Raw genomic sequence first — 16,067 nt, 5'->3', positions numbered from 1 at the left:
TCAAGTCTGGGCCGCGCGCAGGCGCGCGTCCACCACTGCTCAGCCCTGCAGCAGCGCGACGACCTGGTCGGCCAGTTCCTCGGGATAGAAGGGCTTGGGGAACATGATCGAGTCGGCCACGCCCATCTTCTGCAGATGGGCGGCGTGACCGCTGATGTAGATCACCCGCAGTTCGGGGTTCAGTTCGCGCGCGCGGCGCGCCACGTCGAAGCCGCTGGTTCCCACGCCCAGGTTGACGTCGGCGATCAGCAGCGTGAACGCGTGCGCCTCGTCGTCGAGGATCGCGTAGGCGGATCGATCGGTGTGCGCGCTGCGCACCTGGAAGCCTCGATCCTCGAGCGCCTCCTCGATCATTTCCGCGATGAAGACTTCGTCCTCGACCAGCAGGATCCGGCCCATGCCCCCTCCCATCGGCTGCCGCGGTCGGGGCTAAATGCCGCGGCGGTTCAAGGCAAGCTATGCCGTGGGTAACAATACGGTCAGGCTGCTTGGGTGCCGCTCAGCCGATCGAAATCGGCGACCAGGGCGGCGAGCGGCGCGGAGGCGCCATCGGCTGGACCCAGCCGGCCCTCGAACAGGATCGCCTGCAGTTCATCGCGGGCGCGCCGCACCCGGCTCTTCACCGTGCCCAGCGGGCAGCCGGCGATCTGGGCGACCTCCTCGTAGGACATGCCCCCGGCGCCGACCAAGATCAGCGCCTCGCGCTGGAAATCGGGCAGCATCGCCAGTGCGCGGCGGACGTCTTCGAGCTCGACGATGCCGTGTGGATCATCCGGCGCCACCAGCGTGCGTTCCATGATCTCCTGATCATAGTCCGCGTGCCACTTGCGGCGACGGCCCAGGGAATAGAAGCGGTTGCGCAGGATGGTGGCGAGCCAGGCCCGAAGGTTGGTGCCCGGCTGGAACTGGTCGCGGGCCTGCCAGGCCTTCAGCAACGCCTCCTGCGCGAGGTCCTCGGCCTGTTCGGCGTCGTGGCAAAGCGTGCGGGCGAACGCGCGCAGGAAGGGCGCGGCAGCCAGCAGGTCGTCTTCGAAGCGCATGGTTTGGCGGTCCGTCATCGCACACCCCGGTCTACCCAAGCGGGAAACGTCCACGGCGCAGCTTGGTTCCGGACCTGGATCGTCCGACGATGGAGCGGGGCGCGCTCAGAGCTCGCTGGCGCGACCTTCGCCGACCCAACAGGTGTCCTGGGGCACGCCGACGCGCGCGCCGGCGTCACGCAACTCGCCGGCCCGCGCCGTGTCGAAGCCGGGCACGAAGGCGACTTCCTCCCACGTCAGGTACGGCCGCCATAGCAGCAGGTCGTAAGCCGCGCGCAGATCAACTCCGGGCAGCGTCTGGAGCGCCTCGATCGAGGCTGAGTTCAGGTCCACCATCAAGGGAGAACCGCCCAGGCCGAACGCGGTTCGAGCTGAGCTGAAGATTCAACCTGACGCCGGCCTACAGCAGCGTGCTTTCGGGGATCGTGTCGGGGGGTGCGTGCTCGCGCAGGCGGATTGTGAAGCTGGCGCCGCGCTCCCGGTCGATCTGCAGCTCGCCGCCGCACTGCTGGACCAGCGAGCGGACCAGCCGCATGCCGATGCCGGAGGCCGTGTCAGGGCCCGGCAGGCCACGCCCTTCGTCGCTGACTTTCAGGATCAGCGCCTCGGGGGTGTTGTGCAGGGCGACGTGGATCACGCCGGCGACCGGCGGCGGATAGGCGTACTTGGCGGCGTTGGTGACCAGCTCGTTGACGATCAAGCCGAGGGGGACGGCCTCCTCGAGCGGGGCCATGGTGGGGTCGATGTCGGCTTCGATGCGCACGCGGTCGTCGTCGAGCAGGCTGGTGGCCAACCGGTCGCAGAGCCGCTTCAGGTAACCGGCGAAGTCGATCTGGTCGGTGCTGCTGACCCGGTAGAGGCTGGCGTGGACGTCGGCGATGGTCTCGATGCGGTCGACCGCCTTGTTGAGCTGTTCTCGCAGGCGCACGTCGTCGGCGGCCCGGGCCTGCATGCTGAGCATCGCCGAGACGGCGGCCAGGTTGTTCTTCACCCGGTGGTTCAGCTCGTCGAACATCTCCACCTGCCGGTTCTCGGCCACCTTGCGCTCGGTGATGTCGACTAGGATCTGCGCGAGCCGGTTCTCGCCGACCCAGCTGAGCCGGACATCGTACCAGCGCTGAGTCGCCGTGGAGAACAGCTCGATCCGCACCGGGAGGCGGCCGAACGCGCGCTCACAGGCCTGGAGATACTCCGGGTCGGCGGGGCCGAAGGCGTACTCGCTGCGCAGCCGGCCGACGACCGCCGACGTGACCTTGAACATCTCGATCAGCGCCGGGTTGGCCTCGAGCAGCACGAAGTCGACGATCTTCCCCTGGTCGTCCCGCACCCCCTCGATCAGGGCGAAGCCTTCCGAGACGCCTTCGAACAGCGCCCGGTAGCGGGCTTCGCGGTCGGCGAGCCGCAGGATGTCCCGACGGCGACGGCGCAGCAGTCGCCGCAGCCGCGCGCCCACCGCGCCGACGAAGGCGCCGGCCAGGACGAAGATCACCAAGTTGAGGGTGACCGTCGCCATCGGCACCAGCAGGCCCTGGGCGTTGTGCAGGATAAGCCAACTGCTGGCGGCGCTGAGGACCAGCGCCAGCGCCGCCGAGGCTTCGCCGCCGACCAGGGCCGCGGCGAGGATAGCCGGATAGTAGAGGTTGAAGACCGTGAGGCCGGGCAGCAGGTTGCCGAGCAGCACCCGGGCCGCCATCGCCACGCCGACGAACACGACTGCGCTCGCCGGGCCGGCCAGCCGCTTGGCCAGCGGCCGGATCGAGGCGAAGCGGGCGGATCCTCTAGGCGGCATGCCGCGCCCCTCGGCGGAGCTCTGGGTCAAGTCTAGGTCGTCGGCCTTCAAGGTCGCGAATCGCTTTTCTTCGCACGGCCGGAAGCCTCGGGAGGACTAATTTCTATAAAAGATCTGATGAGTGAAGCGCCGCCGGGTTGCAGCGGCGGGTGAAAAACATCGTTTAGGGGAGGAGTGCACGCGTAGATTGCGATTCCGCTGCGGCTTCGCAAGTCAATACCGGGTTCGCTGCTTAGCTTGAGTTAAGTTCACGTCGCAAAAGGGCGGTGAACTCATGACGGTGTCGCCGGTCCGGCGGCCCAGCATGGCCGGCGGCGATGACGACGCGGTGACGCTGGACCTGGCGCCTGGATTCGGCGATGCCAACCGAATGAGCGCGACGAGCGACACCAAGGCCGATCTGCTGGCCAGGACGGCGGAACTGCGCGACGCCGGCGATGTGGCGGCGGGCCGACGGCTGTTGCGCGCCGCGGCTCCCGGCGATGCTGAGCTGCTGCGCGAGCTCGGCGATTTCAGCGAGCTCGACGGCGACCTAGCGGCCGCCGAGGCCTGCTTCCGCGACGCGCTGGCGCTCGCCCCCGACGCGATGCCGACCGCCCGGCGGCTGGGAAAATTGCTGTTGAGCCAGGGACGCTACGCCGAGGGCTTCGCCCTGTTCGAGGTGCGGCATCAGCTGGACGCCCTGCAGAAGCCGCCGCTGCCGTATCCGGAGTGGCGGGGCGAGGCGGTCGCCGGCCGGCGGATCCTGATCTGGCCGGAACAGGGGCTGGGCGACCAGATCCAGTTCGCGCGCTTCGCGCCGATCCTGCAGGCGCGCGGGGCGGACGTCACCGTGATCTGCTTGCCGGCGCTGGCGCGCCTGTTCGCCGACAGCCTCGGCGTGCGGGTGATCCCCGCCCGCGGCGAAGTCGAGTTCCCCGACCCCGACGCCTGGGTGATGACCTGCTCGCTGGCGGGGCGGATGGGCGTGACGCCGGAGACGATCCCGGCCGCGCCCTACCTGCGGGCGGCGCGTCCCTGGCCCCGGCCGCTGCCGGCCGGGCTGAAGGTCGGGGTGATGACCAACGGCAACCCGGTCAACGCCAACGACCGCAACCGCTCGCTGCCGGCCGAGGCCGCTGCGGCGCTGCGCCGGCTGCCGGCGCAGGTCGTTGACCTCCATCCCGCGGCGACCGGCGCGACGGATTTCGCCGACACCGCCTCGCTGATGGCGCAGCTGGATCTGGTCATTTCGGTCGACACCTCGGTCGCGCATCTGGCGGGCGCGCTGGGCAAGCCCTGTTGGCTGCTGCTGCCGGTCCGCGGGCTCGACTGGCGCTGGATGCGCGAGCGGCGGGACTCGCCCTGGTATCCGACGATGCGGCTCTATCGCCAGACCACGCCCGACGACTGGGGACCGGTGCTGCGGGAGATCGAAGCCGACCTCGCGGCGTGGCCGGCGCAGGCCTAGCGACGGTTGCGGGCCGCGCGCGGCCCGGTCCATGATCCGCCAGGGGCTGCATGGCCCCGAGCGTGAACAAGAGTGAAAGGGAGGTCGCATGTCCGGTCGCGCCAGCAGCGCCGACGCCGGCGAGGCTCGGGTCTCGCGCTTCCAGATCTTCCGCGCCGCCGACGCCCAGGCGATGGAGGAGCATATGCCGACGGAGGGGCTCACGCCCGTCGACCTCGCCGGCATCGCCCAGGCCAGCGCCGAGGGCGCGGCGGAGGGCGGCTTCGCCCGGCTGCTGTTCGCCGACCCGGTGTCGGGCATGAGCGTGGGCTACGTCTGGTTCAAGCCGAACTTCGTCCTGCCCAGGCACAGCCACAACGCCGACTGCGCCTACTATGTGATCTCCGGCGAGGCGTACCTGGGGACCGAGGTTCTGCGGCCCGGCGACGGCTTCTTCGTTCCCGCCGACCATAACTACCAGTACAGGGCCGGCCCCGACGGCGTGGAGGTGCTCGAGGTCCGCAACGCCCGGGAGTTCAACATCCGGCTGAGCGGCAACGGCGAGGCCGCGTGGCGGCGCTTCACCGAAAGCGCGGTGGCCAACCGCGACCGCTGGCGCGAGCTGGTCCCGCCGCCGGCGGCCGCGGCGATGGGCGCGAAGTGAGATTGGAAGAGAGCACCATGGCCGACACTGACGGCGTCACCATCACCTTCGAACGCCGCCTCAAGCCGGAGGCCGTTGAAACCTTCCTGAACATGCGCGACGAGCTGGTCGCCGGCGTCTCGCAGATGCCGGGTTTCCGCAGCATCCGCATCGTCCAGCACAAGGACGAGCCGAACCGCTTCTTGTTCGTCGAGCACTGGGACAGCGAGGACGACCACCGCAACTACATCGCCTGGCGCATGCAGCGCGGCGAGCTCGGCGGCTTCCAGGACGCGACCCTCAGCGCCGAGCTGAACGTCTGGCCGACCCTGGTGGTGAAGGCGTGAGCCGTCGAGATCGCAAAACAGCTCCGTCATCCCGGCCCGAGCGATAGCGCAGAGCCGGGACCCAGGGGCGGTGCGCGCGGCTCCTGGGTCCCGGATCGGCCTTTCAGGCCGTCCGGGATGACCGAGATGTTTAGCTCGCCAGCCGCCGCTCCGCCGCCCGCCGGACGTTGATCGGCACGCCGGAGAACCGCGGCATGAAGTTGATCGGCTCCAGGTAGCGGTCGAGCGAAGTGAGCCAGCCGGTGTTGCTGCCACGCTGGGTCCAGGGCTCGGTCGACGGCGCGAGGTCGCCGAACAGGTGGGTCATCGAGACCACGCCGCGGCGCAGCCGGTCCTCGGCCTTGGCGACGCCGGTGATCCGGCCGTGCTCGGAGGCGATCTCGATCAGATCGCCGTCGGCCAGCCCCTCGGCGGCCATGTCCTCGGGGTTCATGAAGGCCCAGTTCACCGGGTGCTTGCGGCCCACGCCGGCGGAGTCGCGGTAGGCGCTGTTCATCGCCTCGAGAATGCGCCGCACGGTCAGCTGGTAGCGGAAGCGGCCGTCGGGCTGGTCCTCCGCCAGCACCGCCTGCAGCTCGGCGGCGATGTCCGGCGGGCAGACCTCCAGCCGCGCGCCGTTGTCGTCGACCGCGCGGACGTACTGCGGCGGGAGCTCGGGGCGCACGCCGCTGGGATTGGCCTTCAGCTCGTCGAACGAGACCCGGCTGTCCTTGCAGAGGTAGCGGATCAGCGCCTCGGGATCCGGCGCGACGTCGAGGTCGAGTTCCAGGCCGTCGGGGATGGCGTCGAACTCGATGCCGTAGGTCCAGTACTTGAAGGTGAGCGGCGTCCGCAGCCTCGAGGCGACCTCCCAGAAGAACTCCCAGTCGTGGATCACCCCGGCCGGCTTCTCGACCACCGGCGCGGCGTACTGGGCGAAGGGCTCGGGCGCCAGCGCGTCGCCGGGCACCGTGATGTCGTGCCGCTCGAACGGCTGCGACGCCGCGATCACATAGTGGGAGAGGCGGGCGGTCTCGTTCAGCCGGGCGTCCAGCGAGACCAGCAGCTCCAGGTCCTCGAACGCCGGCACGGCGCGCTGTGGATCGCCCAGCGCCATCACCGGATTGCCGCCGAAGTTGATCAGCGCGCGGATGCGGTTGGGGCCCGGCGTGGTGATCTCCGCCGGCAGCAAGGCGGAAGGGAATTCGCCGTACAGCTTGCCGATGTTGGCGCTGTGGCACTTCACGCCCTTCTCCCAGCTACGGCCAGGGGCGATGGCGGTCTCGATCAGGGTGCGCGGCTTCAGCACGCCGGGATTGCGCACCGCGTCGCCGGCGCGGCGGTAGCCGCCGAGCAGGGCGTTCACGACCTCGATCATGTGGTCGTTGAGGTTGGAGTGCAGCGACATCGACGGGCCGCTGCCGCTGCCGACGAAGGGCCGCCGCGCGCCGGCCAGCATCCGCGCGGCCTCTTCGATCTGCGCCACCGGTACGTCGGCGCGCCGCGCCGCCAGCTCCGGCGTGAACGGCCGAACCGCCTCGCGCAGGTCCTCGACCTGGCTGACGAAGCGGTCGCAGAAGGCCCGGTCGTAGGTTCCGTCGCGCAGCAGGATGTGGGCGATGGCGGCGAAGATCGCCGCGTCATGGCCGGGCAGGGGCTGGATCAGCAGGTCGGCGTAGCGGGCGGTCTCGGTGCGCCGCGGGTCGACGACGATCAGCTTCAGGCCGCGCTGCTTGGCCTCGGCGAAGGCGCGGGCCGGCGCGCCGGAGTGACCGGCCCCGAACGGATAGGTCTGGTGGCTGACCACGGGATTGTTGCCGGCCAGCAGCGCCACGTCGACGTCGTGGAAGCTCGGCTTGCCGCTGGCCATCACGCCCAGGCGGCCGGAGGTCACCCACTTGGCCGACTGGTCGATGGTCATGGTCGAGAACAGGCTGGGCGAGCCGATCGCCGCCAGGAAGGCCTTCTCCATCAGCCCGCCCAGCACGCTGCGGTAGGCGCCGGTGCCGTGATAGACAGCGACCGAACGCGGTCCGTGCTCGGCGATCAGCGCCGCCAGCTTGGCGCCGATCTCGTCCAGCGCCTGGGCGGCGGCGATCTCGGCGAAGCCGCCGGCGGCGTCGCGCTTCAGGCTGTTCAGCAGCCGGTTCTCCGCCCCGTTGTGAAAGTCCACCGCGGCCAGCGCCTTCGGACACATATAGGCGCCGTAGGGCGAGGCGGTCCCGTCGGCGACGGCGTCGACCACGCGGCCGTCCTCGACGGTCACCTCCAGGGCGCAGAGCGCCCCGCAGTTCCGACAGAATGTCTTGGCCTTATGCGCCATCGCCAGTCCTCCCGCGCTGCCTCCAGGATCGCAGGCGCCATCCGGGAGGCAAAGGCCCGGGCGTGCCCCTGTCGGACACGGCCGTGCGCGAGATCTTGTCTCAACGCGTCAAGCGCCCCCGCGTATCGTCGTTCGCCGCTTTCGGGTCGGAAACGGCAGGCGTACCCTCCGGCGACGGAGGTCGAGATGAACGCGACTTCGACGATGCAGGCGACCGAGGCGGAGTTGCGCCGCGACCTGACGGCCGCCTACCGGCTCGTGGCCCTGTTCGGCTGGGACGACCTGGTGGCGACCCACATCTCGGTGCGGCTGCCGGAGCCGAACGCCTTCCTGATCAATCCGTTCGGCATGCTGTTCGACGAGATCCGCCCGGCCGACCTGGTGAAGGTCGACCTCGACGGCCAGGTGCTCAGCCCGACGCCCTGGAAGGTGAATCACGCCGGCTTCGTGATCCATAGCGCGATCCATGCGGCGCGGGATGACGCGCACTGCGCCGTGCACCTGCACACGCTGGACGGCGTCGCGGTCTCGACGCTGGAGGAGGGGCTGCTGCCGCTCAATCAGACGGCGATGCTGGTCGCCAGCGACCTGGCCTTCCATGAGTACGAGGGCGTGGCGAGCAACCTCGAGGAGCGCGCCAGGCTGGTCGCCGACCTCGGCGACAGGAACGCGATGTTCCTGCGCAACCACGGCACCCTGACCGTCGGCCGCACGATCGGCGAGGCCTTCACCACCATGTACTACCTGGAGACCGCCTGCTCGATCCAGGTGCGGGCGCTGGCCATGGGCCGCCCGCTGCATCCGGTCGCCCCGGAGGTGATCGCCGGCGTCGCCCAGTTCCGGCCGATGGGCGGGCTGGAGGCGGTCGCCCGCGACCTGGTCTGGCCGGCGCTGCTGCGCAAGCTCGACCGCATCGATCCGGGCTGGCGCGGCGAGGAGTAGGGCCAAACGAAAGCGGGCTCCCGAAGGAGCCCGCTAAGTCGCTGATTTCTCAGCGAATGGATGGTGCCGCCGGGCAGGATTGAACTGCCGACCTCAGCCTTACCAAGGATGCGCTCTACCACTGAGCTACGGCGGCGAAAGGCGAGGGGCGCTCTTTAGCCAACGATTCCCCCGGCGGGAAGCGGAAAATCGCGGCGCCCCTGCTTGACCCTGTGGACAGTCCGTCGCACCCAGCGGGGATGGCGACGGATCGCACTCCTTCCAAGGCGCAACCCCCACAGGACGAGAAGGCCCGGCGCGAGGCCAAGCTCGCCGAAGCGCTGCGGGCCAACCTGCGTCGGCGCAAGGCCGAGGCCCCGGCCAAGCCCAAGCCGGATGCGGCGGATGGCGATTCCGCCTGAGCCGCCCTTTGCGCTGACGAGGGCGCAGGCTAGATAGCGGGATCATTTCAGGGCTGCCCCCGCGACGCTCCGTTCGCGGTCGTTTTCGAAGGATTGGGATTGGACCGCATCGCGATCACGGGCGGCGCGCGGCTGAAGGGCGAAATCCCGATCAGCGGCGCCAAGAACTCGGCCATCAAGCTGATGGCGGCCAGCCTGCTCACCGACGAGCCGCTGCTGCTCACCAACATGCCGCGCCTGGCCGACACGCGCTTCCTCGGCCGGCTGCTGCAGCGGCTCGGGACCGAGGTCGTCGAGCGTGACGGCGCGAACGGGGCCGAGACGCTGCTGACCACCCGCGAGATCGTCTCGGGCTTCGCGCCCTATGACCTCGTGCGGCAGATGCGCGCCTCGTTCAACGTGCTGGGGCCGCTGCTGGCGCGCAGCGGCCAGGCCAAGGTCTCGCTGCCCGGCGGCTGCACCATCGGCGCGCGCCCGGTCGACCTGCACCTGAAGGCGCTCGAGGCGCTGGGCGCGCGGATCGACCTGCACGAGGGCTATGTCTACGCCCAGGCCCCGCGCGGCCTGATCGGCGCGCGGATCGAATTTCCGTTCGTCTCGGTCGGCGCGACCGAGCACGCGCTGCTGGCCGCGGTGCTGGCCAAGGGCGAGACGGTGCTGGAGAACGCCGCGGCCGAGCCCGAGATGGGCGACTTGGCCGACTGCCTGAACAAGATGGGCGCCAAGGTCGAAGGCGCCGGGACGACGACCATCCGCATCCAGGGCGTCGACCGCCTGCACGGCGCGACCCATGCGGTCATCGCCGACCGCATCGAGACCGGCACCTATGCGCTGGCGGCCGCCATGGCCGGCGGCGAGGTGCGGCTGACGCGGACCCGCCACGACTTCATCCAGGCGCTGATCGACAAGATGCGCGAGGCCGGCGTCGAGGTGACGACCCACGAGGACGGCCTGACCGTGAAGCGTGACGGCGGCCGGCTGCGCGCGGTGGAGATCGAGACCGATCCCTATCCGGGCTTCGCCACCGACCTGCAGGCGCAGTTCATGGCGCTGATGACGCTGGCCGACGGCGAGAGCGTGATCAAGGAGACCATCTTCGAGAACCGCTTCATGCACGCGCCCGAGTTGGGCCGCCTGGGGGCGGACATCTCGGTGCACGGCGGCGAGGCGCGGGTGCGCGGCGTCGAGGCGCTGGAAGGCGCCCAGGTGATGGCGACCGACCTGCGGGCTTCGGTCAGCCTGGTCATCGCCGGCCTCGCGGCGCACGGCGAGACCGTGGTCAACCGCGTCTATCACCTCGACCGCGGCTTCGAGCGGCTGGAAGAGAAGCTCAGCGCCTGCGGCGCGCAGATCCGTCGGCTCAAGGGCGACGGCGAAATGGCGGAAGACTAATGGCCGAAACCGCGCCGCCGCTTCGCCTGCTCGCCCAGGACGCCGACGACCTGGCGGTGATCTCGGCCGCCATGCAGGACGCCGTCGCCAAGGTCGGCGACATCGAGTTCGAGCCCAAGGCGCGGCGGCTGACCATCGCCTTCAACCGCTATCGCTGGGAGGCGGACGGCGACGAACGGGTGCGTTCGGCGCTGCAGCTCGGCGGCGTGCTGAACGTGCAGACCCGCAAGATTCGCCGGGAAGCGCCCTCCGCCGTGCTCGAAATCCTCGCCATGACCTTCGAGCCGGGCGAGGCGCCCGGCGGCGTGGTGACCCTGACCTGCGCCGGCGGCGGCGACCTGCGGGCGACCGTCGAATGCGTCGAGGCCGTGCTGGCCGATGTCTCGCAACCGTGGCCGACCCCTCGCAAGCCGGCTCACGAGCTCTAAGTAGAAGACCATGCGCCGTTTCCGCACCACCGATCCCGGCTTCGAGGCCGCCTTCAAGGCTTTCGTCGAAGAGCGCCGCGACACGCCCCATGACGTCGACGCGATCGTCGCCGACGTGCTGGCCGCGGTCCGCGCCGAGGGCCTGGCGGCGCTGCTGCGCTTCGCCCGCGACTTCGACAAGGTCGAGCTGACCGAAGCGACGATCGGCGTCTCGCGCGACGAGATCGAGGCGGGGGCCGCGGCCTGCGCGCCGGAGGTGCGCGAGGCGATCGCCTTCGCCGCCGAGCGCATCCGCGCCTATCACGAGCGCCAGCGGCCGGCGGACCAGTGGTTCAAGGACGCCGACGGCGTCGAGCTCGGCTGGCGCTGGACGCCGCTCGACGCGGTCGGGATCTATGTGCCCGGCGGCCGCGCCGCCTATCCCTCGACGGTGCTGATGAACGCCGTGCCGGCGGCGGCGGCCGGCGTGCGGCGGATCGCCATGGTGACGCCGCCCGGCCGGCTGCAGCCGGCGGTGCTGGCCGCCGCCAAGGCCGCCGGGGTGACCGAGATCTGGCGGGTGGGCGGAGCCCAGGCGGTGGCCGCGCTGGCCTATGGGGCCGGGCCGATCGCCCCGGTCGACAAGATCGTCGGCCCGGGCAACGCCTTCGTCACCGCGGCCAAGCGCCGGGTCTATGGGGTGGTCGGCATCGACGCCTTGGCCGGGCCCTCGGAGATCGTCGTCGTCGCCGATGCGGCCAACGACCCGGACTGGATCGCCGCGGACCTGCTGTCCCAGGCCGAGCATGACCCGGCCGCCCAGTCGATCCTGATCACCGACGACGAGGCCTTCGCCGCCCAGGTGGAGGCTGCGGTCGAGACGCAGCTCGGCCAGCTCGCCACCGGCGAGGACGCCCGCGCCTCCTGGCGCGACCACGGCGCGGTGGTGATCGCTCGCCAGGACGAATCGGCGGCGCTGGTCGACCTGATCGCGCCCGAGCACGTCGAACTCGCCGTGGCCGATCCCGACGACCTGTCCAGACAGATCCGCCACGCCGGCGCGATCTTCCTCGGCCGCTACACGCCCGAGGCGGTCGGCGACTACGTGGCCGGCTCGAATCACGTGCTGCCGACCAGCCGCGCGGCGCGGTTCTCCTCGGGCCTGTCGCTGTACGACTTCCTGAAGCGCACCTCGATGGTGAAGTGCGATCCCGCCGCCTTCGCCCGGCTGGGCCCGCACACCGTCGCGCTCGCCGAGGCCGAAGGCCTGCCGGCGCACGCCCGCTCGGCCGCGATCCGGCTCGGGAAGTAAGCGCTCCTGTCATCCCGGTTTTCGCGGAGCGAAAGACCGCGACCCAAGACCACCGGCAGGCGTGACTGTCTTCAGCGGCGCCGCCCGCGACCTGATCTGACGCGCCGTGTTCCTGGGTCCCGGACAGCCGCTGCGCGCCTTCCGGGATGACAGACGGGAGCGGCTGCGAAGCTGAACAATAGCTGTCAGCGCCAGCGCGGCGGCCGTTCAGACAGCCCCGTCTATCTTGCATCTCATCGAGGCGGCGACGCCTCCTGAAGACAAGAAAGAGGGGAGTTCTCTCATGCGTACCCTGAAGACCTCGAAGGCGATGAGCGCGGCGCTGGCGGCGATGCTGGCGACGGCGGCTCTGGCGGGCGCCGCGGCGCCGGCGCAGGCCGAGACCCTGATCCCCGGCGTCACCGGCTGCGGCGCGGCGGGCGTGAAGCAGGAGCGCGGCGCGCTGCTGGGCGCGCTGGCCGGCGGCCTGCTGGGCAACCGGATCGCCGACGGCAACCGGGGCACCGGCACGGTGCTGGGCGCCGCGGTCGGCGCGGGCGTTGGCTCGGCGGTCGGCTGCCAGATGCAGCACAACGACGTGCAGCGCGAAACGGCGGCCTACGGCGCGCGGACCTATCGCCACAACGGCTACGCCCTGTACTCCGGCGTCACCCCGGCCAGCTACGATCGGGTCGGCCAGACCTTGGTCGCCACCCAGACGGTGAACCTGCGGGCGGCGCCGTCGCAAGGCGGCGAACGGGTCGGCCAGCTGCGCCGCGGCGAGCGCTTCGAGGCGCTGGCCGAAGTGCGCGGCAGCGACTGGATCCTGGTCGGCCGCAACGGCGTCGGCGTCGGCTATGTGAAGGGCGCCTACACCCGCGCCGACGGCTACCGCTACGCCTCGTACTAGGGTGGGGGGCCTCGGCCCTTCCGCTCCGTCATCCCGGCCGGAGCGATAGCGGAGAGCCGGGACCCAGGGCGGTACGCACGGCTTCTGGGTCCCGGATCGGCCTTTCAGGCTGTCCGGGATGACGAGCTTGCGGCGGAGGTTCCTCCAAGCGGTGGGATGACGGGCCGGGGCGGAATGGCCTAAAGGTGCAGGCGCGCCGCTCCCCCGGATCCATGGCCTCGCCCCGCAAGACCCACCACCTGCACAGCGTACAGCTCGACGAGGAATCCCTCGCCGCGGCGTCGCGCGACCAGGAACAGGAGCGGCAGATCGCCATCTTCGACCTGCTCGAGGAGAACTACTTCGCGCCGGAGGGGGCGGAGGGCGGTCCCTATGCGCTGCAGATGGGGCTGGTGGACAATCGGCTGGTGCTGGACGTCAGCGGGCCGGAGTACGAGCGGCGACACATCCTCTCGCTGTCGCCGTTCCGCTCGCTGATCCGCGACTATTTCATGATCTGCGAGAGCTACTTCCAGGCGATCCGCAACGCGACGCCGGCGCAGATCGAGGCCTTGGACATGGGGCGGCGCGGCCTGCACAACGAAGCCTCCGAGCTTCTCAGGACGCGGCTCAAGGGCAAGATCGACACCGACCTGGATACGGCGCGTCGGCTCTTCACCCTGATCTGCGCCCTGTATCGGCGGGGTTGAGGCGTGTCTGAGAAGCCGCCCGCCGCCGCGCCCGGCGCGGTGCTGTTCGCCTGCAACTTCAACCGGGTGCGCTCGCCGATGGCCGAGGGGCTGCTGAAGCGGCTGGCCGGCGACCGGATCTACGTCGACAGCTGCGGGCTCAAGCGGGCCCCGGATTTCGTCGATCCCGACGAACGCCTGACGGTCGATCCGCTGGCGCAGGAGGTCATGGCCGAGATCGGCTGCGACCTGTCGGGCTACAAGACCAAGACCTTCGATGAACTGGAGGACGACAGCTTCGACCTGGTGATCTCGCTCACGCCCGAGGCGCAGCACCGGGCGGTCGAGATGGCCCGCGGCCGGGCCGCGGAGATCGAATACTGGCCGATCCACGACCCGACGCTGACCGAGGGCTCGCGGCTGGTCCGGCTCGACGCCTACCGGCTGGTCCGCGATTCGCTGGCCCATCGGATCGCCCGCCGATTCCGCCCCTAGGACGCCGCGGACGCTTCGCCGAGCTGAGCCCAACGCGACTTTTCGCGTGAAGCTCGAGAACGATCACGAAATTATCGCCACACGGCGGGCAAGATGCGTAAGAACCGCATCCGCGTCTCGGCCGGCGACAGGGTTCTCGGGGAAATGACGCCCTACGACCTGACCAAAGGCCGGATCAACTTCCGCGTTCGCTAAAGGCCCTGCGGTTTGACACTCAACGCTCAACGCCTGGTGCTCGCTTCGGCCAGTCCAAGGCGCCTCGACCTCCTCCGCCAGATCGGCGTCACCCCTGACGCCGTCGTCGGAGCCGAACTCGACGAATCCCCTCAACGCGACGAGACCCCGCGCCGGCTGGCGATTCGGCTGGCGGCGGAGAAGGCGGCCTGCGTCGCCGAGCGCGAGCGCGGCGCTTTCGTGCTGGCCGCCGACACCGTGGTCGCCGTCGGCCGGCGCGTCCTGCCCAAGGTCGAGGACGCGACCGAGGGCCGCCGTTGCCTGGAGCTGCTGTCCGGGCGCGCGCACCGCGTGCTGACCGCGGTGGCCGCGGTCGGGCCGGACGGCCGCCGGGCGCAGCGCCTGGTCGAGACCCGGGTCAGCTTCAAGCGGCTGGGGCCTGACGAGTTGCGCGCCTACCTCGACAGCGGGGAAGGGCAGGGCAAGGCTGGCGGCTACGCCATCCAGGGCCGCGCCGGAGCCTTCGTGACCGAACTGCAGGGCTCCTACACCGGCGTGGTCGGCCTGCCGCTCTACGAGAGCCTCAACCTTCTGATCGGCCTGGGTTATCAGCGGCCATGAGCGAGCGACGCATCTACCTCGACGAGGGCATCGGCGAATCCCGCGGGGTGGTGACCCTCGACGGGGGCCCCGAGCGGCTGCTGATTCGCCGGGCCGGCGACGACCCGCGGCTGCGGCTTGGCGCGCGGCTGGTCGCCGTGGTCGCCAGCGTCGAGCCGGCGCTCAACACCGCCTTCCTCGATCTCGGCGACGGGCGTCAGGCGATCCTGCAGTTCAAGCCCGACTCGCGGCCGGTCCGCGGCGAGGTGATCGAGGTGGAGATTCGCAGCGAACCGCGGCGCGGCAAACTGCCGATCGCCCGGCTGCTCGGCCCGGCGGAAGGACGCCCACGGCTGCTGGCCGAGGCCCCGTCGCTGGCGGAGACCCTGCAGGGGCTGGCGCGCGAGGCCGAACTGCGCACCGGCCGCGCCGCGCGCGAGGCGGCCGATGAGGCCGAGGCCGAGGCGCTCGAGGTGCTGCATGCGTTGCCCGGGGGCGGGACGCTGGCAGTCGAGCCCACCCGGGCGCTGACGGCGATCGACGTCGACCTCGGCGAGCGCAAGGGTTCGGACGCCAAGCGGGTCACCCGGGCGGCGAATCTCGCCGCCATCCAGCTGGCCGCGCGGCTGCTGCGGCTGAAGAGCCTGGGCGGGATCGTAGTGATCGACCTGGTCGGCCGCGGCCATGACGCCAAGACCTTGCTGGCGGCGGCGCGCACCGCCTTCGCCGGCGACAATCCCGGCGTCGCCATCGAGCCGATCGGCCGATTCGGCACGCTGGAGCTGTCGCTGCCCCGGCGCACCCAGCCGCTGGCCGAGATTCTCTGCCGCGAGGACGGCGCCTTGAGCGACCGCAGCCTGGCCCAGCGGCTGATTCGCCGCCTGCAGGCGGAGGCGGCGGCGCAACCCGGCGCGCGGCTCGTCGCCCGCTGCGCCCCCGCGGTCGCGGCGGCCGCCAAGCCGCTCGCGGCCGAGCTCACCGAACGCATCGGCGCGCGTTTCTCCCTCGAGCCGGATCCCGTCCGCACCCGCGAGAACTTCGACGTCGCCGCCGCATGACCCAGTCGAAATGCCCGATCTGCGGGCGTCCCACCGAGACCGATTTCCGTCCGTTCTGCTCGAAACGCTGCGCGGATGTGGACCTGCAGCGCTGGCTGAGCGACCGCTACGCGGTCCCGGCGGTCGAGGACGAGCAGGGCCCCCAGGACGATCCGACAGAAGAGTGATCGGGTGGCTAG

General features: G+C 70.7%; 20 protein-coding genes, 1 tRNA gene and 1 pseudogene. 16 read left to right on the top strand and 6 right to left on the bottom strand.

Going from position 1 to position 16,067, the window contains the following annotated elements; translation table 11 throughout:
• Positions 1 to 39: 39 nt before the first annotated feature.
• From ACSQ14_RS11620 to ACSQ14_RS11605, 4 genes are all read right to left on the bottom strand, one after another.
• The gene (locus ACSQ14_RS11620; protein WP_436012836.1) at positions 40 to 399 is read right to left on the bottom strand and encodes a response regulator; all 360 of its coding nucleotides are present in this window, start codon (positions 397 to 399) and stop codon (positions 40 to 42) included.
• An 80-nt stretch (positions 400 to 479) separates the two neighbouring features.
• Complete coding sequence (locus ACSQ14_RS11615; protein WP_436012834.1) at positions 480 to 1,058, bottom strand: sigma-70 family RNA polymerase sigma factor; 579 nt, start codon at positions 1,056 to 1,058, stop codon at positions 480 to 482.
• Positions 1,059 to 1,145: 87 nt separating this feature from the next.
• Entirely contained in the window at positions 1,146 to 1,376 is a 231-nt protein-coding gene (locus ACSQ14_RS11610) for a ComEA family DNA-binding protein (protein ID WP_436012832.1), read from the bottom strand.
• Between the two features lie 64 nt (positions 1,377 to 1,440).
• Positions 1,441 to 2,859 (bottom strand): sensor histidine kinase, encoded by a 1,419-nt coding sequence (locus tag ACSQ14_RS11605; RefSeq protein ID WP_436012830.1) that lies wholly within the window; start codon positions 2,857 to 2,859, stop codon positions 1,441 to 1,443.
• Between the two features lie 244 nt (positions 2,860 to 3,103).
• On the opposite strand from ACSQ14_RS11605, the gene ACSQ14_RS11600 reads away from it, so the two are divergent.
• From ACSQ14_RS11600 to ACSQ14_RS11590, 3 genes are all read left to right on the top strand, one after another.
• Positions 3,104 to 4,279: a glycosyltransferase family 9 protein gene (locus ACSQ14_RS11600; RefSeq protein WP_436012828.1), complete on the top strand. Its 1,176-nt coding sequence runs from the start codon at positions 3,104 to 3,106 to the stop codon at positions 4,277 to 4,279.
• Positions 4,280 to 4,367: 88 nt separating this feature from the next.
• Entirely contained in the window at positions 4,368 to 4,922 is a 555-nt protein-coding gene (locus ACSQ14_RS11595) for a cupin domain-containing protein (protein WP_436012826.1), read from the top strand.
• Positions 4,923 to 4,939: 17 nt separating this feature from the next.
• Entirely contained in the window at positions 4,940 to 5,248 is a 309-nt protein-coding gene (locus ACSQ14_RS11590) for an antibiotic biosynthesis monooxygenase family protein (protein WP_436012824.1), read from the top strand.
• 130 nt (positions 5,249 to 5,378) lie between these two features.
• Here ACSQ14_RS11590 and ACSQ14_RS11585 read toward each other — a convergent pair whose 3' ends face one another.
• Positions 5,379 to 7,550: a molybdopterin-containing oxidoreductase family protein gene (locus ACSQ14_RS11585; RefSeq protein WP_436012822.1), complete on the bottom strand. Its 2,172-nt coding sequence runs from the start codon at positions 7,548 to 7,550 to the stop codon at positions 5,379 to 5,381.
• A 186-nt stretch (positions 7,551 to 7,736) separates the two neighbouring features.
• Between ACSQ14_RS11585 and ACSQ14_RS11580 the strand changes: the two genes are divergently transcribed.
• Entirely contained in the window at positions 7,737 to 8,492 is a 756-nt protein-coding gene (locus ACSQ14_RS11580) for a class II aldolase/adducin family protein (protein ID WP_436012820.1), read from the top strand.
• A gap of 61 nt (positions 8,493 to 8,553) precedes the next feature.
• Here ACSQ14_RS11580 and ACSQ14_RS11575 read toward each other — a convergent pair.
• A tRNA-Thr gene (locus tag ACSQ14_RS11575) sits at positions 8,554 to 8,628 on the bottom strand.
• A gap of 103 nt (positions 8,629 to 8,731) precedes the next feature.
• Here ACSQ14_RS11575 and ACSQ14_RS11570 point away from each other — a divergent pair.
• The 12 genes and pseudogenes from ACSQ14_RS11570 (at position 8,732) to ACSQ14_RS11515 (ending at position 16,055) form a co-directional block, all read left to right on the top strand.
• On the top strand, positions 8,732 to 8,893 hold the full coding sequence (locus ACSQ14_RS11570) for a hypothetical protein (RefSeq protein ID WP_436012818.1): 162 nt from the start codon (positions 8,732 to 8,734) through the stop codon (positions 8,891 to 8,893).
• Between the two features lie 99 nt (positions 8,894 to 8,992).
• On the top strand, positions 8,993 to 10,285 hold the full coding sequence (gene murA / locus ACSQ14_RS11565; protein ID WP_436012816.1) for a UDP-N-acetylglucosamine 1-carboxyvinyltransferase: 1,293 nt from the start codon (positions 8,993 to 8,995) through the stop codon (positions 10,283 to 10,285).
• Positions 10,285 to 10,713 (top strand): DUF2948 family protein, encoded by a 429-nt coding sequence (locus ACSQ14_RS11560; RefSeq protein WP_436012814.1) that lies wholly within the window; start codon positions 10,285 to 10,287, stop codon positions 10,711 to 10,713. Before murA ends, ACSQ14_RS11560 begins: the two co-directional genes overlap by 1 nt.
• Before the next feature lie 10 nt (positions 10,714 to 10,723).
• Positions 10,724 to 12,004, top strand: a complete 1,281-nt coding sequence (gene hisD / locus ACSQ14_RS11555) for a histidinol dehydrogenase (protein WP_436012812.1) — start codon at positions 10,724 to 10,726, stop codon at positions 12,002 to 12,004.
• 283 nt (positions 12,005 to 12,287) lie between these two features.
• On the top strand, positions 12,288 to 12,893 hold the full coding sequence (locus tag ACSQ14_RS11550) for an SH3 domain-containing protein (protein ID WP_436012810.1): 606 nt from the start codon (positions 12,288 to 12,290) through the stop codon (positions 12,891 to 12,893).
• A 29-nt stretch (positions 12,894 to 12,922) separates the two neighbouring features.
• Positions 12,923 to 13,016 (top strand): annotated as a pseudogene (locus ACSQ14_RS11545) (hypothetical protein); the annotation flags it as partial.
• A gap of 89 nt (positions 13,017 to 13,105) precedes the next feature.
• Positions 13,106 to 13,582 (top strand): UPF0262 family protein, encoded by a 477-nt coding sequence (locus ACSQ14_RS11540; RefSeq protein WP_436012808.1) that lies wholly within the window; start codon positions 13,106 to 13,108, stop codon positions 13,580 to 13,582.
• A 3-nt stretch (positions 13,583 to 13,585) separates the two neighbouring features.
• Complete coding sequence (locus ACSQ14_RS11535; protein WP_436012806.1) at positions 13,586 to 14,056, top strand: low molecular weight phosphatase family protein; 471 nt, start codon at positions 13,586 to 13,588, stop codon at positions 14,054 to 14,056.
• Positions 14,057 to 14,149: 93 nt separating this feature from the next.
• The gene (locus ACSQ14_RS11530; protein WP_436012804.1) at positions 14,150 to 14,251 is read left to right on the top strand and encodes a hypothetical protein; all 102 of its coding nucleotides are present in this window, start codon (positions 14,150 to 14,152) and stop codon (positions 14,249 to 14,251) included.
• 12 nt (positions 14,252 to 14,263) lie between these two features.
• The gene (locus tag ACSQ14_RS11525; RefSeq protein WP_436012802.1) at positions 14,264 to 14,851 is read left to right on the top strand and encodes a Maf family protein; all 588 of its coding nucleotides are present in this window, start codon (positions 14,264 to 14,266) and stop codon (positions 14,849 to 14,851) included.
• On the top strand, positions 14,848 to 15,888 hold the full coding sequence (locus tag ACSQ14_RS11520; RefSeq protein WP_436012800.1) for a ribonuclease E/G: 1,041 nt from the start codon (positions 14,848 to 14,850) through the stop codon (positions 15,886 to 15,888). Before ACSQ14_RS11525 ends, ACSQ14_RS11520 begins: the two co-directional genes overlap by 4 nt.
• A complete protein-coding gene (locus ACSQ14_RS11515) occupies positions 15,885 to 16,055 on the top strand; it encodes a DNA gyrase inhibitor YacG (protein ID WP_436012798.1) in 171 nt (56 codons plus the stop codon). The genes ACSQ14_RS11520 and ACSQ14_RS11515 overlap by 4 nt, the downstream gene beginning before the upstream one ends.
• Positions 16,056 to 16,067 lie beyond the last annotated feature (12 nt).

The organism is Phenylobacterium sp. LjRoot219, assembly GCF_964252995.1.
GTDB lineage: Bacteria > Pseudomonadota > Alphaproteobacteria > Caulobacterales > Caulobacteraceae > Phenylobacterium.
Note: the sequence above shows the minus strand (reverse complement) of the source record. Positions and strands in the feature narration are given on the sequence as shown.

Excerpts from the sequence above, each read along its gene's own strand:
- ACSQ14_RS11620 (WP_436012836.1), bottom strand. The coding sequence starts at position 399 with ATGGGCCGGATCCTGCTGGTCGAGGACGAAGTCTTCATCGCGGAAATG.
- ACSQ14_RS11615 (WP_436012834.1), bottom strand. The coding sequence starts at position 1,058 with ATGACGGACCGCCAAACCATGCGCTTCGAAGACGACCTGCTGGCTGCC.
- ACSQ14_RS11610 (WP_436012832.1), bottom strand. The coding sequence starts at position 1,376 with ATGGTGGACCTGAACTCAGCCTCGATCGAGGCGCTCCAGACGCTGCCC.
- ACSQ14_RS11600 (WP_436012828.1), top strand. The coding sequence starts at position 3,104 with ATGACGGTGTCGCCGGTCCGGCGGCCCAGCATGGCCGGCGGCGATGAC.
- ACSQ14_RS11595 (WP_436012826.1), top strand. The coding sequence starts at position 4,368 with ATGTCCGGTCGCGCCAGCAGCGCCGACGCCGGCGAGGCTCGGGTCTCG.
- ACSQ14_RS11590 (WP_436012824.1), top strand. The coding sequence starts at position 4,940 with ATGGCCGACACTGACGGCGTCACCATCACCTTCGAACGCCGCCTCAAG.
- ACSQ14_RS11585 (WP_436012822.1), bottom strand. The coding sequence starts at position 7,550 with ATGGCGCATAAGGCCAAGACATTCTGTCGGAACTGCGGGGCGCTCTGC.
- ACSQ14_RS11580 (WP_436012820.1), top strand. The coding sequence starts at position 7,737 with ATGAACGCGACTTCGACGATGCAGGCGACCGAGGCGGAGTTGCGCCGC.
- ACSQ14_RS11570 (WP_436012818.1), top strand. The coding sequence starts at position 8,732 with ATGGCGACGGATCGCACTCCTTCCAAGGCGCAACCCCCACAGGACGAG.
- ACSQ14_RS11560 (WP_436012814.1), top strand. The coding sequence starts at position 10,285 with ATGGCCGAAACCGCGCCGCCGCTTCGCCTGCTCGCCCAGGACGCCGAC.
- hisD (WP_436012812.1), top strand. The coding sequence starts at position 10,724 with ATGCGCCGTTTCCGCACCACCGATCCCGGCTTCGAGGCCGCCTTCAAG.
- ACSQ14_RS11550 (WP_436012810.1), top strand. The coding sequence starts at position 12,288 with ATGCGTACCCTGAAGACCTCGAAGGCGATGAGCGCGGCGCTGGCGGCG.
- ACSQ14_RS11540 (WP_436012808.1), top strand. The coding sequence starts at position 13,106 with ATGGCCTCGCCCCGCAAGACCCACCACCTGCACAGCGTACAGCTCGAC.
- ACSQ14_RS11530 (WP_436012804.1), top strand. The coding sequence starts at position 14,150 with ATGCGTAAGAACCGCATCCGCGTCTCGGCCGGCGACAGGGTTCTCGGG.
- ACSQ14_RS11520 (WP_436012800.1), top strand. The coding sequence starts at position 14,848 with ATGAGCGAGCGACGCATCTACCTCGACGAGGGCATCGGCGAATCCCGC.
- ACSQ14_RS11515 (WP_436012798.1), top strand. The coding sequence starts at position 15,885 with ATGACCCAGTCGAAATGCCCGATCTGCGGGCGTCCCACCGAGACCGAT.